Raw genomic sequence first — 14,228 nt, 5'->3', positions numbered from 1 at the left:
ATAGCTTTATTATTCAGCTACTTTTGCGCCTTGGATATTGTGACGTTTCATAGCGTCTGCCACAAACCCAGACTGCTTGAGTTCTGCGATGACATTGCTTAAATAGGTGTTTGTACTTTCATATCTAGGCCTAGCCTTCGGAATGCCAATCGCTTGATTAATCACCATGAAGCGACCAGGTAGCATGCGCAGTCCCGCATAGCGCTTAGCATCACTTTCTAACTGCTGTTTGACGCCTGCTGCAACATTGCCTGTTCCCGACATGAAGTCATCAATCACTGCCTGTGAGCTAGCAGCTCGTAATAGGGCGGCATTCTTAATCTCACGTGTAAGGTAAAGATCATAGGCGCTGCCTTTGCCTACGACAATTTCATTGCCGGCAGCATCTACTTCATCGTTAGTCTTTAATGGAGAAGAGGCTTTCACCATATAGGCACCTTCAATTTGTATATAGGCTGGGGTATAGCTGATGTCTGCGCCCCGGACTGGATCAATCGCCACAAAGACTAAGTCAATTTCTCCAGTCTTCACTGCATCTACTGTTGCACCTGCCGACTTAAAGGGGATTAATTGCACGGGCAATGAAATGCGTTTTCCAATCTCATTGGCAATATCAATCGTCACTCCGTACAAGTTTTTTGAATTTGGATCTTCATTAGCAAGAACCGGATTTCCCAAATTAATGCCAACACGCAAAACACCAGTTGGGGCGAAAGAAGATAAGGTGGGCTGATCAATGGTTTTCATGGGCTTGGATGATTGACTAATAGCAAGATGCGATATGCACAAAAGCGTCAGAGATAGGAGTGAGGAAAATATCAGCTTCATTAAAAGATGGAGATAAAAAAACCGCGGCGGGCCGCGGTTTTATCAGTAAAAGAAGGAATTACTTCTTAGCGTCAGCCGCTGGAGCAGCGGCAGGTGCTGTTGGAGCAGCGGCAGGAGCATCTTTCTTAGCCTCTTCCATATGAGCCGCTTCTGCACCATGCTTTTCGCCGCCCATATCAACGTTGCCGTCGCCTTTGAGAAGTAAGTAGGCTGTGGCACCAATTAAGACTAGTACCATGATGATGATTGAACGGTTGCTCATTGCTTTTCCTTCGATTTAGTTGAAATTCTGGCAATATTAACTCGCCTTTAGTACCAGGTAAATCCCAACAATCCCTAGAAGCCATATTCTTCGAGAGAACTAGGTATTAACACTAAGTTAATACGCGGGTTAAGATTGATCTATACATGCCCTCAAAGGTTGCAATATGAGTCCGAAGCTCCCTATTAACAACTCACAGACTATTACTGAGTTTTTAAATCTTCACAAGAGCCAAATAGCAGAAGAAGATTCCGAGGATTCTTATAAGTTTGCTTTTGGTGACGAAGCCTTTTTAGCTCGCAGAGAGACTATGGGTATTCGCTTTGAGTTGGAGTTACTCAAGCCCGATGTGCTGCTTAAAGAGCACGGTATCGAGCATACGATTACCGTCTTTGGTTCGACTCGATTCATCAGTCATGCTGAAGCGCTGGCTCAAAAGGAAAAAGCAAAGACTCCAGAGGAGATTACAGAAGCGAACAAAGCACTTTTGCACAGTAAGTACTACGAGTCAGCCCGAGAGTTTGGGTCATTAGTGGCTCATTACAACGCTACTCAAGAGAATAACTTTAATAAACTCCATATTTGCACAGGTGGTGGCCCTGGAATTATGGAGGCCGCTAATCGAGGTGCATTTGAGGCGGGCGATAAAACTATCGGCTTTAATATCAGTCTACCTCGAGAGCAGCAACCCAATCTATATGTCAGCCCGGGCTTAAGTTTTCGCTTTCATTACTTCGCGCTACGCAAGATGCACTTTATGTTGCGCGCTAGAGCAATCGTAGCTTTTCCCGGGGGGTTCGGTTCCATTGATGAGTTATTCGAGGTGTTGACACTGATCCAGACTAAAAAAGTTGTTCCTATTCCAGTAATATTGGTGGGCAAGGACTACTGGAATGAGATGATTCGTTTTAAGCAGATGGTGGAATTTGGCGTCATTGATGAGGAGGATATGCAAACTATTCACTTTTCAGAGACTGCCCAGGAGGCTTGGCAGGTGATTCGGGATTGGTATCAATTGGGTTAACAAGCGCTCGCCTGTAAAATCACTCCTATGAATCCTTCGCAAACTAGCATCGCTACATCACTAGATCTTCCAGGCTATCTTTTGGGTGCCTCCATGCTCCTGTTGATCATGGTTTTTCATGGGGTAGCGTTACTGCAGATTGCCAAGCGCTATGAAGTGAAAACTTTTCTGTATTTGGCAGAGAAAAAATACTCTGCTGTGGCTCTCTGTTTTTACGTGAGCGTCTTCTGTTTGTTCTTAACCCATATCGCTGAAATACTGATTTGGGGTATTGCTTTGTACGCATTCAAGTTACTACCCGCTCTGGGGCAAAGTATTTTATTTAGCGGCAGTACCTATACGGCAATGGGATTTATGGAGGACATTCTTCCCGATGGCTGGAAGATGCTGGCAGTGATCATCGCTTTTTCTGGAATGTTTTCCTTTGCATGGACTGCATCAGTCATGATTTCCATGACCAAGAACTTCCGCCAAGCCTATACCAAGCTCCATATGAGAAAACTTAACATCTCATCTGACATCATTGATCGTTTTGAGTAATCGATGAGTAAAACTTGGGATGCCATCATTATCGGTGGCGGGGCAGCTGGCCTATTTTGCGCAGGAATTGCTGGTCAGTTAGGAAAAAAAGTACTTGTGCTGGATCACGCAGAGGTTTTGGGCGAAAAGATTCGTATTAGCGGTGGTGGACGTTGCAACTTCACCAATCTCCATAGTAGCCCAGCTAACTTCTTATCTCTCAATCAGCATTTTGTAAAAAGTGCACTCGCTAGATACCCCTCAACAGAATTTATCAAGCTGGTGACATCTCATGGCATTAATTATCATGAGAAACACCAAGGCCAATTATTTTGCGATGATTCTGCCAAACAAATCATTGAGCTGTTGTTTGCAGAGTGCGCCAAAGGAAATGTGACCATACGTCATCCAGTCTCCGTGCAATCAATTGAGCAAGAGGATGATCGATGGCTCATCCAAACGAATGCTGGCACCGAAAAAACCAAGTCAGTAGTCATGGCAACGGGTGGTTTACCAGTGCCCGCCATTGGAGCCACTGCTTATTCCTTGGATGTTGCAAAGCAGTTTGGATTAAATGTGGTTGATCCTAGGCCTGCTTTAGTGCCACTCTCATTTACTGCAGATAACTTCGGTGATCTCAGTGAGTTGGCCGGTCTAGCTGTACCAGTCAGAATTGCCTCCGGTTCAAAGGGCCATCGATATGGCGCCTGTAGATTCAATGAGGATTTGCTTCTGACTCACAAAGGATTATCAGGACCTGCCGTTCTTCAGGCTAGCAGTTATTGGGAAGAAGGCGAATCTATTCACATCGATTGGCTTGGTGCAATTGAGCGTCCTGGAGGATTTAATTGTGATGAACTCTTTAATAACGAAGAGAATCGCTTAAAGCTTACTGAAACGATTTTGGCTTCTGTGCTTCCTCAGCGCTTAGCTAAAGCATTTGCAGAGCAGTGCAATCTAATGGGCCGCAAGTGGGCCGAAGTCTCTAAAAAAGATCGTCAAGCTCTTAAGGAGCTGCTAACGAACTGGTCTGTAAAGCCAGCGGGTACCTTAGGTTGGAAAAAAGCTGAGGTGATGTTGGGTGGTGTAGATACCAAAGAGCTCGACGGACAAACAATGATGTCGCGTAAACATCCGGGGCTATTCTTTATAGGTGAGTGCGTTGATGTCACTGGTCATTTGGGTGGGCATAATTTTCAGTGGGCTTGGGCAAGCGGCTATGCTTGTGCGCAATCCCTATAAATTTCTCATCACACCAGGGCTTACTTCAGTTTTTTCTTCTTTTCACGCGAGCGGATATTTAAAAGCTCAACCGATAAAGCAAATGCCATGGCAACATAAACATAACCTTTAGGAATGTGAACGCCCATTCCTTCTGCGATCAGTACCACGCCTACAACGGTCAGAAACGATAATGCCAATACTTTGATAGAAGGATGGCGCTGAACAAAATCCCCAATGGGCTTAGCGGCAATGAGCATGATTAGGACAGAAGCAAGGACTGCTGCGATCATCACGCTAATTTGATCCACCATACCCACTGCTGTTATCACGCTATCTAGGGAAAAAATAATATCTAGTAAGCCAATCTGTAGCACGGAGCCAATAAATAAAGAGAGCATTGACTTGGCGCGGTCTTTCCCCTGAGCGTCAGTTTGTTCATCGCCATGCTCACCCACCTCTACTTCAATATAAATTTCTTTGGAGGCCTTCCAGATTAGGAAGAAGCCACCAAGCAATAAGATTAAATCTCTGCCGCTAATCAGGTGGTCGGAGATGCTGAAGAGGGGGGTTGTGAGACCCATTACCCACGATAGACTTAGCAATAAAAGAATGCGAGTGACAAGCGCAAACAAAAGACCGAGGCGGCGAACCTTCTCCCGAATTTCAGAAGGGAGTCTGTTGGCAATAACGCTAATAAAAATGATGTTATCAATGCCGAGAATAATCTCAAGGGCAGAGAGCGTTAGAAAGGCAATCCAAGCATTGGGATCACTCAGGAGCTGCATTGTGCTTTCGATCATTTTCTACTTTACTAATGTAACTATTGATCAGAGTTTAGCGAATAACGATAAACATCCATCCCAGTTTAATGACCACATCATTAGTTGGGTTGATTCCTCATCCAATCCGCAGTGTTCAGAAAAGACTCTTCAAGTTGTTTCGCGGTATCACCGGTTATTCCGCACTCTTCCATAGCCTTATACATGCAGGCTAACCATTGATCTCGCTCTTTTAAACCAATCTTGAATGGCAGATGTCGAGCCCTTAGCATGGGATGACCATATTTGGGTGAGTAGATATCAGGACCGCCCATCCAGCCGGTGAGGAAAAATTTCAACTTTTCTCTAGATCCTGAAAGATCCTGGGGGTGCATGGACCGTAGATCCTCAAAATGGGGTTCTAGGGCCATTAAATCGTAAAAACGATCTACTAATGCGTCAATTTGGTCTATACCGCCTATAGACTCATAAATGGATATTTTTTCACTCATTTTGTCATTTTAATGCGGTAAATTCGGGGAATTGGCAGTTCGTCTATTTCGGTATAGAGTTAAATGCTAAAGCTTTATTAACCCTTGTTTATAGGAGTGTAAAAATGGATGCAAAAGAACTTCAAAAATGGCAGCGCGAAAAAGCAAAAGAATTATTTGATTACTCACATACTTTGCTTGAGGCAGCAAAAAAATTAAGTGAGCATCATATGGCTGAGATTGAGTGGGGCATGAAAAATGCCCTCGATAGCGCCAAATCAGCTGCTAAGAACGATTTAGCTAAATTAAAAGACTTGCAGGAAGAAGCTGCAAAAGAAGCTGCGAAACGTGCAGCAGCATATCAAAAGAAGGTAAAAGCAGTTTTAAAAGATCTCGGCGAAGGTGCTGCTGATGAAACTGAGAAGCATCTTGAAAAGGTTCGTAGCTCTTTGGTAACTTGGCTTGAGGACGCTGAAAATAAAATCCCAGCGCATGCTGACAAGCTATCTAAGGTAGTTCATGAAATGTCAACGACCGGTCAGAATATGTTTAAAGAAGGGCGCCGCATTGTGAACCAAGTGGCCGAGACTGCCGAAAAGAATATTGATGATCTGGTTAAAAAATCTGGTGGCAAGAAGAAGGCTGATGAATAGCCCTGATTAAACCAAACAAAAACAAAACCGCCTCAGAACTGGGGCGGTTTTTTATTTCCAGCCTTGTAGCCATAGCTCGCTATTGGTGAGATCACGCCATGCAATTTGCGTAGTTTGCTTCGAGTAGACCGCCTCAATTTCGACGAACTCAATTTTTTCGTTTGGTGGTTCTGGCAGGATTACTTTGCTCACCAAGAAATGCTTTTGTTTAGCAATCGGTTGAACTGCCGTCCATTTGGTGAGGAGTAATTTCTTGGGGCTGAGTCGATTCATCAGTAATGCATTCCGATTCTTTTTATAAGGCAGTGCACTGGAATTCTTGACCATTGGTCAAAAGCAATCCTGAGGAGGGAGAAAATACGGTCTTCGATTGACTGGTTTGACCTGAGCATTTTTCATCAAAGTAGCTTTGGGTACCCAAACTACCGCAATAATCCAGTACCGCCCCCTTAAATTCCATTTGGGCCTTTCGGAGTACCATGGAAATTTTAGACTCGGAAGGGGAGCTACAACTCCAGGTGGTGTATGTCTCTCGACCGCAGGCACTGAGCCCGAGAAGGATCGCAAGGTAGAAGGCTAGGCGAATTTGGGGAGGGATTCTCAAGGATTGCACCCCTAGAGGATAGCGATATTTCCAATATTTCGCCTAAGAAACAGGTTTGGTATTAATATTTACGGCAGATTGTTTAATAAACAACAAATAAGTCTTAATAAGACATTTAAAACAAAATATTGAAGGAGATGCTGTGGATACAAATCGGAGAGATGCGCTTAAATTGGGTGCATCTGCTGCTATTAGCGGTATGTTTATTTCTAATGCAATTGCTGCGACTGATGGTCAGCCGCCGATTGTGGTGGAGCCATTGACTGGTAAAGCAGGCCTTAGAATTGCAAACTATCTGCCTAAAATGGGTGCCACCTCAAGATTAGGTTTGGTTACCAATGACGGTATGGTGGTTGATATCCCTGCAGAAGCGGCTCGTCAAAAAGTACAGCTCTCATTTGATCCTACTTCAATGATTTCATTGGCTGCCTCTGGCAACAAAGGCTTGCTGGAGTTGGCTACATTATTTAAAGGTCGCGGAAGTAATTTGGCGAATGTGAATAATGTGATCTTGCTATCACCTATTCCTAAGCCACAAAGCAATATTTATTGTGTGGGCTGGAATTACCTAGACCATTTTGAAGAGGGCCTCAAGCATCGTGCCGATACTGCTGTGAAGGAGTATCCAAAGGTTCCTGTGCTCTTTACTAAAGGCACGCAAACCATGAATGGCCCGTTTGATAACATTCCTTATGATGCTGGCATCTCCACCATGATTGACTGGGAGGCTGAGCTAGCAGTGGTGATTGGTAAAAAGGGTAAGAATATTTCTGAAGAGAATGCAATGGACTATGTCTTTGGCTATTCTGCCTTCAACGATACTACGGCGCGTGATATTCAGCAAAAGCGTCAGTCCGGCCAATGGTTTAAAGGCAAGAGCTTGGATGGTCATGGTCCAATGGGTCCATGGGTTGTTACTGCAGGTGGTGTCAATTTAGATGACACTCGCATTATTTGCCGTGTGAATGGCGTTGAAAAGCAAAACGCTAGTTACAAGCAAATGTATTTCAAGATCCCGGCAATTATTGCTGAGCTATCGCGTGGCTTAACATTATTGCCAGGCGACATTATTGCAACTGGCACTCCTTCTGGGGTAGGCGCAGGCAGAACTCCTCAGGAGTTTATGAAGCCAGGTGATGTTATGGAAACAAACATCACTGGCATTGGCATCATCCGCAACAAGATTGCTTAACCGATTAACTCAGTAAGCTTTCAGAACAACAGCAAGGACCTAGAGAACCCAGAAGTGATGAGTTCCGTCCTTGCCCAGTTGTTCCACTAAACCAAACTCCCAATCAAGATAGGCCTGCATTGCTGCAGGATCTACACTAGTGCCTTCATAAGGGCGCTTATAGCGATCCAGGGGAGGTGAGGCTAAATGACTCGGACCTTTTTCTAGATCTAATCCTGCCCTTACCCAGGCGGCATTACCGCCTGCCAAAACGAGTACCTCAGCTTTAGTCAAGACTTGCACTTCCTGGGCAGCAAAAAGACTTAATTCAGCTGGTGCGCTGGTAATAATATAGCGATCTACCTGAGGAATTTTTTTCATTGCTTCTGCTAGTTGGGATCGAAGGGCATACCAACTTCCAGGGATGTGTCCTTTAACGTAGTTAGCATGGGTGCTGAAATCGATGGCAATGGTATTGCTATCACTCTTGAGCCAGTTGGAAACGGTCGCGGCATCCACACTTTCAATTGTTGGAAGAGTGGGTAGGGGTATCTTCCAAATACCTTTTTCTGTGAGATCGGAGGCATTGACTCCATCAAGGACATAAACATCCCAAGCCATTTGGGCCAACCATGAGGCGGGCATATTGGCACGCACTGCACCACCACTAGGGTCTACCAACACTACCCGTGCGCCACGAACCGGAGCAACCATCTCGGTTTCTTGTACAAGCTGTCCGCCTGGTGCCGATCTAAAGTCAGGAAGATGACCTGCTTCATATTCTTCCGGAGTGCGCGTATCAAAGAAATAAGTTGTTCGATCAGATTGCACTTTCCATGTCTGTACATCGCTGAGGCTAGCGCGCTTAACCCCTGCACGATCAGCAACGCTGCGAGCGCGAATTGCCGCCTCGTTTCTTGTGTCGTCACTCACTTCCTGAAACTTTCTGATTTGCCCTTTATCCAATTCTTGGCCGGCAAGCGTCCAGCCAATCGTGCCATTACGTAGCGCATTAACTTTGTTTGGAATGCCGGCATTAATCAGCGACTGAGTGCCAATAATGCTGCGAGTTCTGCCGGCGCAGTTCACAATGACCTTCGTCTTTGGGTTGGGTGCTAACTCTGGAAGGCGCAGAACCAGCTCTGCACCTGGAACGCTAATACCGGTGGGAATGCTCATCGTGTTGTATTCATCAAAGCGGCGTACATCAACAACAACGACATCTTCTTTGTCATCGATTAATTGTTTTACTTCTTGCGCTGATAAAGAGGGGGTATGGACCTTGGATTCTACAAACTCACCAAATGATTTACTGGGAACATTCACATCTTTAAATACTTCACCGCCAGCTGCTTTCCAGCCTTGAACACCTCCCTCAAAAACCGATACATCGGTGTACCCAAGATTGATTAAGCGTTGCGCAGCTAATTGAGAAAAACCTTCGCCATCATCAAGGGTGACGATAGGTACATTTTTCTTTGGTAGCTTTGCGTAAGCATCAATCTCTACTCTGGAAAGAGGCAGGTTTGCGGCAAAGAGGGGATGCTCTTGCGCATGAGGATCTTCTTCGCGCACATCTAAGAATGCAATTTCTTCTTTGTTGAGGAGTTTATTGCGAACGAATGAGTGATTTTTAGTTTGAATTGCCATACTGTCTTTTGTATTTTTAATTGAATGATTATCTTTTAGTCTAACTTGGCGCCAGATTTTTTGACTACCTCACCCCAGCGTACAACTTCTTGATTGATATAGGCAGCCAGTTCAGGACGCGTCATTTTTGGTACGCTTGCGCCCATAGATGCCCAGCGTTCCTTAATATCAGGAGAGGCAAGTGCTATTTGTGTTTCTGCGCTCATCTTGTCAACGATGTCTTTGGGTGTTCCCTTGATTGCCCACAGAGCATACCAACTTGATACAATGAAATTAGAGATCCCTAGTTCTTGAGCGGTTGGCACATTTGGAAACGCATCCACTCTTTTGGAGGTTGCAACCGCAACCGCAATAAGCTGCCCATTCTTAATGAATGGTGCTGCACCTGCCAAGGTATCAAACATCATGTCCACTTGACCGGCGACAAGGTCTTGAAGGGCTGGCCCAGTTCCACGATAAGGAATGTGGGTGATAAATAATTTGTTCTGTAACTTAAATAGCTCACCTGTTAAATGCTGCGAAGTCCCATTGCCTGTAGAGGCGTAGTTATATTTTCCTGGATGCTTACGAATCTCTTCCATGATAGATTTCAAATCATTTTTTGGAAACTTATTTGGGTTCACAACAATGACATGAGGAACGCTAGCAATCATTGCGACTGGCTCAAAATCCTTGGTAATGTCATATGAGAGGTTTGTATACATGCTTGGGGCAATGGAGTGATGCACTGCACCAAGAAGCCAGGTATAGCCATCCGGTGCCATTTTTGCTGCAACTGCGGCACCCAAGGTTCCACCTGCACCGCCCCGGTTATCAACCACGATCGCGTCATTTAGCTGTGTTGAAAGCTGCTTTGCTAAAGGGCGTCCAAAGGCATCCACAGCCCCGCCTGGTGGGAAGGGGTTAATAAAAGTAATTGGCTTGTTGGGGCTTGGCCAAGAGCTGGTTTGGGCATTTGCTGAGAGTCCAATTAGGCTGCCAATAAGCAATAGAAGGAAATTTCTAATCATTTTTTGTCTCTAGTTTATTTATAGTATTTGTAGGTCTATTTTGGCTGAAGCCGCCAATATAAGAGTTATCCCTGATTTAGGGGGCGATTTTCTATGGTTTTTATAGGGATATACTGATCCGGCTGTCGGTATAAATATTCATTTGTTAATAGGAGACGAGATGTCACAACACGATACATTGTTGGCTGCTTTTGAAACATACAAAGCTGAAAACGAAAAATTCATTGAAAAAGGTATTAAGGCATCTGCTGCTCGCGCACGCAAGGCCTTGCAAGAAATCGCCGGTGCCTGCAAAGAGCGCCGCAAAGAAATCACTGCCGCTAAAGAGGCAATGGAAGCTAAGAAGTAATTCTCACTCCGGACTGATTGATAAGCCTAGCTTTTGCGAGCTAGGCTTTTTTATTAGTGACTTGCACTTACAGTACTTTGCTTAAATAGCAATGCTAAACAAAGTTAGTTTCATTGCTTTGCTACGAATAGGAACGAGCATTTGATATTCGGGGCTATTGGCCCAAGCATGAACGTCTTGCGCGTTGGGAAACTCGAGCTCCACAAAAGATCTGAAGGACGCAATTCCTAATTCATTCCAGAATAATTCTACAACTGAGCCACGGTTCTTGATAGAGCCCTTTTAGAGCTCAACCGTTTGCCCAACTTGAGAACGGTATTGCTCAAAAGCGCTATGATCCATTAACTCCATCAGCCCAATGACCTTCACCATCATGACTCCTCATATAGATTACCTAATGCTAAGAGAGTATATCCACGCTATAGTTAGGTCATGAATACAGAGCAATTTCAACGGTTACTTGAGCAGGAAGGATTTCCTGAGCCGTTAGAGGTTGAGCAAGCCCCCAATAGTCAGCTTAGTAATCACGAGCATCTATTTGAAGTAAGGGCGCTAGTGATTCAAGGCAGTATCGACATCACTATTCATGGAAAGAGTAGGACCTACCAGGCTGGTGATGTGTTTGAGTTGGGATTTAAAGAGGTGCATTCCGAGTCATATGGGCCTGAGGGGGTGAAATACCTAGCCTCTAGAAAACAATAAACAATATTAAGAAATTGAGAGTGATATGAAAATCGGTTTTATTGGACTTGGCAATATGGGCTTACCAATGGCCCTGAACTTATTAAAAGCAGGACACCAAGTTACAGGTTTCGATTTGGTAAAGAATCAGCTTGATGTTTTTGCAGCTGCAGGAGGTAGCGTTGCAGCAAATGCAAACGACACTGCAAAAGATGTCGATGTTTTGATCAGCATGCTGCCCGCCTCTCGTCATGTGGAGGGCTTATATCTTGGTGATGCCGGTTTGTTGGCAAGCGCGAATCCTAAAACATTGCTCATTGATTGCTCAACGATTTCGCCAAAGGTAGCTCAAATAGCTGCCGCTGCCGCCAAAGCAAAAGGCTTTGCCATGATTGATGCGCCAGTCTCGGGCGGAACTGCAGGTGCGCAAGCGGGTACTTTAACGTTTATGGTCGGTGGCGAAACGAGTGCAGTGGAGTGCGCACGTCCTATATTAGAAAAGATGGGCAAGAATATCTTTCATGCTGGCGGCAATGGGGCGGGGCAGACCGTTAAAGTTTGTAACAACATGATGTTGGGCATTCAGATGCTGGGAACAAGTGAGGCGCTGCGATTAGGCATCGCAAATGGCCTAGACCCCAAAGTTCTATCTGACATCATGTCTAAGAGTTCAGGGCGAAACTGGGCTTTGGAGCTTTATAACCCATGTCCAGGCGTCATGGAAAATGTCCCATCCTCAAGAGGTTATGCTGGTGGTTTTGGTGTAGATCTCATGCTCAAAGACATGGGGCTGGCAGTTGAGAATGCGGAAGATCTGGATGCTAGTATTCCCCTTGGGAAATTAGCGCAACAGCTCTATGAGATTCACAGCAAAGCCGGTAATGGCCAACTGGATTTCTCAAGCGTCTTTAATTTAAAAAAATAAATTAAAGACGCTCCGTAGCCCAGACAGATCAACTCTGGAGGGTCTCAAAATCCTAATTGCAGCTTGGTTTAGCGGTTAAAGCTTCTTTTAGGTGGGCTACTACGCTTGGCAGGAGTCTTCTTCGCTGGAGCTCCAACTGTTCCGGCAGGTCTTGGCTTGCGAGATTGCTGGTGTTGCTGACTACGCAGCTGAATCGGTTGCGCCACGGCATTTGGATCTGGTTCAAATCCAGCAATCACTTCTTGAGGCAACTTTTGCTTAATCAGTTTTTCAATATCTCTGAGCATTTGATGCTCATCAACGCACACCAGGGAAACTGCTACGCCATTTGAACCTGCGCGACCAGTACGCCCAATACGATGGACATAATCTTCAGAAACGTTTGGAAGGTCATAGTTCACTACGTGAGGGAGTTGGTCAATATCAATACCGCGTGCAGCAATATCGGTGGCAACCAATGCGGTTAACTTACCTGCCTTGAAATCAGCTAAGGCTTTAGTACGAGCAGATTGGCTTTTATTGCCATGAATGGCCATACTGGTGATGCCATCCTTTTCCAGCTGAGTAACCAACTTATTCGCGCCATGCTTAGTGCGGGTAAAAACTAGTACTTGCTTCCAGTCGTTAGTCTTAATGAGATGGGCTAGCAGGGGATGCTTGTTGGTTCTATCTACTGGATGAATCAATTGGGCAATTGCTTCATTGGCGCTATTGCTACGAGCTACCTCAATCAACTCGGGCGAATTGAGTAAGCCATCTGCTAATTGCTTAATTTCGGTAGAGAATGTTGCTGAGAACAAAAGATTCTGGCGCTTTTTAGGTAAGGCAGCCAAGATCTTTTTAATGTCTCGTAAGAAGCCCATGTCTAACATACGATCGGCTTCATCTAATACGAGAATCTCAATATCGTTGAGTGATACGCAATTTTGTGACATGAGATCAAGCAGTCGACCTGGCGTAGCTACCAATATATCGAGACCGCCAGCAATGGCTTTGATTTGCGGATTAGCGCCAACTCCGCCAAAAATCACAGTGGATTTCAAGCCGGTATATTTTCCATAAGTCACAACAGACTCTTGGACTTGGGCGGCTAACTCGCGAGTGGGAGTCAAAATGAGAACTCGTAATAATCTTTTGCCGCTAGATTTAGGGGTGCTGCTTAAACGTTGCAGAATTGGAAGCGTAAAGCCAGCTGTTTTTCCTGTGCCGGTTTGAGCGGCAGCCAAAAGATCGCCACCTTTTAGGACGGCAGGAATCGATTTTGCTTGAATTGGGGTAGGGCTGGTGTAGCCTTCTTCAGCAATAGCGCGAAGAATGGGTTCTGATAAACCAAGATCTGTAAATAACATAGGGGCCAATAAAGTATTGACCCGTATTCAATTAAACGACTATCCCGGTCAATGGGGTGAGCTGCCACGCTGGAGCGTTTGCAGTAAGAATCTCTATTTTAAGTCATCAACCTCAAAAGCTCGGTAATTAGAGAATTACGCTGGATTCCAGAGATTTGGCACGACAGTATTGGCATAACCGGAGACGAATGACTTTTCTGCACCGGTTTCAGGGTTAAATACCGAGCGATGAATGCGGCCGATATTGCCACCATACACGTGAATGCTGATTGAAGTTTTGTCGTGCAAACTATTCTCGACCACATGAATGTCGTGAGTATCTGGTGATACGGTATCAACGTGCCCGGGCAGGCTGACACATGCATTGCCTGCTTTGAAGCTGGAATCTGCTTGGCGATAGTAGGGTGTGCCGGTTTCTTGACCGCGCAACTGACCAATCATTCCCCAAACGGTGTGATTATGCAAAGGCGTTTTTTGTCCGGGGCCCCACACAAAACTCACTACAGAGAATCGATCCAATGGGTCTGCATAGAGAAGATATTGCTGGTAGTACTGCGGGTGCGGTTTAGTGAACTCTTCTGGCAACCAATCATCCACTGCAATCAGCTTCTCTAATATTTTCTTGCCTTCAGTAAAAACGATCTCTTCACTTGGCTTTTTCTCGAGTAGCAAACTGAGTTCTTGAATAAAGGTCAGTAATTTTCCGTCAGACATTTTTTGCTCCATTACA

Annotated in this window: 18 protein-coding genes; 8 read left to right on the top strand and 10 right to left on the bottom strand. The window is 45.1% G+C overall.

The window, feature by feature from the left end:
* Positions 1–9: 9 nt before the first annotated feature.
* Both VC188_RS06545 and VC188_RS06540 read right to left on the bottom strand, forming a co-directional pair.
* Positions 10–747, bottom strand: coding sequence for an ABC transporter substrate-binding protein (locus VC188_RS06545; protein ID WP_216265995.1), 738 nt, complete (start codon positions 745–747; stop codon positions 10–12).
* Between the two features lie 139 nt (positions 748–886).
* Positions 887–1,090 carry a hypothetical protein gene (locus VC188_RS06540; protein WP_072582947.1) on the bottom strand — a complete coding sequence of 68 codons (204 nt, stop codon included), beginning with the start codon at positions 1,088–1,090 and terminating at the stop codon, positions 887–889.
* Positions 1,091–1,256: 166 nt separating this feature from the next.
* Between VC188_RS06540 and VC188_RS06535 the strand changes: the two genes are divergently transcribed.
* From VC188_RS06535 to VC188_RS06525, 3 genes are read left to right on the top strand one after another with little or no spacing between them, the layout of a single operon-like run.
* Entirely contained in the window at positions 1,257–2,114 is an 858-nt protein-coding gene (locus tag VC188_RS06535; RefSeq protein WP_216265996.1) for an LOG family protein, read from the top strand.
* Positions 2,115–2,141: 27 nt separating this feature from the next.
* Positions 2,142–2,654 (top strand): hypothetical protein, encoded by a 513-nt coding sequence (locus VC188_RS06530; RefSeq protein ID WP_323483429.1) that lies wholly within the window; start codon positions 2,142–2,144, stop codon positions 2,652–2,654.
* A 3-nt stretch (positions 2,655–2,657) separates the two neighbouring features.
* A complete protein-coding gene (locus VC188_RS06525; protein WP_323483428.1) occupies positions 2,658–3,875 on the top strand; it encodes an aminoacetone oxidase family FAD-binding enzyme in 1,218 nt (405 codons plus the stop codon).
* A 20-nt stretch (positions 3,876–3,895) separates the two neighbouring features.
* On the opposite strand, the gene VC188_RS06520 is transcribed toward VC188_RS06525, so the two are convergent.
* Both VC188_RS06520 and VC188_RS06515 read right to left on the bottom strand, forming a co-directional pair.
* Positions 3,896–4,657, bottom strand: a complete 762-nt coding sequence (locus tag VC188_RS06520) for a TerC family protein (RefSeq protein WP_323483427.1) — start codon at positions 4,655–4,657, stop codon at positions 3,896–3,898.
* Between the two features lie 80 nt (positions 4,658–4,737).
* Positions 4,738–5,127 (bottom strand): group II truncated hemoglobin, encoded by a 390-nt coding sequence (locus VC188_RS06515; RefSeq protein ID WP_323483426.1) that lies wholly within the window; start codon positions 5,125–5,127, stop codon positions 4,738–4,740.
* Between the two features lie 104 nt (positions 5,128–5,231).
* Here VC188_RS06515 and VC188_RS06510 point away from each other — a divergent pair, with 104 nt between their 5' ends.
* Positions 5,232–5,759 (top strand): hypothetical protein, encoded by a 528-nt coding sequence (locus tag VC188_RS06510; RefSeq protein ID WP_323483425.1) that lies wholly within the window; start codon positions 5,232–5,234, stop codon positions 5,757–5,759.
* A 51-nt stretch (positions 5,760–5,810) separates the two neighbouring features.
* On the opposite strand, the gene VC188_RS06505 is transcribed toward VC188_RS06510, so the two are convergent.
* Positions 5,811–6,032, bottom strand: coding sequence for a TIGR02450 family Trp-rich protein (locus tag VC188_RS06505; protein ID WP_215359706.1), 222 nt, complete (start codon positions 6,030–6,032; stop codon positions 5,811–5,813).
* A gap of 473 nt (positions 6,033–6,505) precedes the next feature.
* Between VC188_RS06505 and VC188_RS06500 the strand changes: the two genes are divergently transcribed.
* The gene (locus VC188_RS06500) at positions 6,506–7,555 is read left to right on the top strand and encodes a fumarylacetoacetate hydrolase family protein (protein ID WP_323483424.1); all 1,050 of its coding nucleotides are present in this window, start codon (positions 6,506–6,508) and stop codon (positions 7,553–7,555) included.
* A 39-nt stretch (positions 7,556–7,594) separates the two neighbouring features.
* On the opposite strand, the gene VC188_RS06495 is transcribed toward VC188_RS06500, so the two are convergent.
* Together VC188_RS06495 and VC188_RS06490 are read right to left on the bottom strand one after the other, a co-directional pair.
* The gene (locus tag VC188_RS06495; RefSeq protein WP_323483423.1) at positions 7,595–9,184 is read right to left on the bottom strand and encodes a rhodanese homology domain-containing protein; all 1,590 of its coding nucleotides are present in this window, start codon (positions 9,182–9,184) and stop codon (positions 7,595–7,597) included.
* Positions 9,185–9,219: 35 nt separating this feature from the next.
* Positions 9,220–10,194: a tripartite tricarboxylate transporter substrate binding protein gene (locus tag VC188_RS06490; RefSeq protein WP_323483422.1), complete on the bottom strand. Its 975-nt coding sequence runs from the start codon at positions 10,192–10,194 to the stop codon at positions 9,220–9,222.
* Positions 10,195–10,354: 160 nt separating this feature from the next.
* Between VC188_RS06490 and VC188_RS06485 the strand changes: the two genes are divergently transcribed.
* A complete protein-coding gene (locus VC188_RS06485; RefSeq protein WP_028819023.1) occupies positions 10,355–10,543 on the top strand; it encodes a hypothetical protein in 189 nt (62 codons plus the stop codon).
* An 81-nt stretch (positions 10,544–10,624) separates the two neighbouring features.
* On the opposite strand, the gene VC188_RS06480 is transcribed toward VC188_RS06485, so the two are convergent.
* Entirely contained in the window at positions 10,625–10,747 is a 123-nt protein-coding gene (locus VC188_RS06480; RefSeq protein ID WP_323483421.1) for a DUF1330 domain-containing protein, read from the bottom strand.
* Between the two features lie 228 nt (positions 10,748–10,975).
* On the opposite strand from VC188_RS06480, the gene VC188_RS06475 reads away from it, so the two are divergent.
* Entirely contained in the window at positions 10,976–11,245 is a 270-nt protein-coding gene (locus tag VC188_RS06475; protein WP_323483420.1) for a cupin, read from the top strand.
* Positions 11,246–11,270: 25 nt separating this feature from the next.
* A complete protein-coding gene (gene mmsB / locus VC188_RS06470) occupies positions 11,271–12,149 on the top strand; it encodes a 3-hydroxyisobutyrate dehydrogenase (protein WP_323483419.1) in 879 nt (292 codons plus the stop codon).
* A 68-nt stretch (positions 12,150–12,217) separates the two neighbouring features.
* Here the strand turns inward: mmsB and VC188_RS06465 are convergent, their stop codons facing one another.
* Positions 12,218–13,498, bottom strand: a complete 1,281-nt coding sequence (locus VC188_RS06465) for a DEAD/DEAH box helicase (protein WP_216157105.1) — start codon at positions 13,496–13,498, stop codon at positions 12,218–12,220.
* A gap of 135 nt (positions 13,499–13,633) precedes the next feature.
* Entirely contained in the window at positions 13,634–14,212 is a 579-nt protein-coding gene (locus tag VC188_RS06460) for a hypothetical protein (RefSeq protein ID WP_215321790.1), read from the bottom strand.
* Positions 14,213–14,228: the final 16 nt, after the last annotated feature.

Source organism: Polynucleobacter sp. MG-28-Ekke-A2 (assembly GCF_035012985.1).
Classification (GTDB): domain Bacteria; phylum Pseudomonadota; class Gammaproteobacteria; order Burkholderiales; family Burkholderiaceae; genus Polynucleobacter.
The sequence above is the reverse complement of the archived record's forward strand: the minus strand, read 5'-3'. Positions and strand labels throughout refer to the sequence as shown.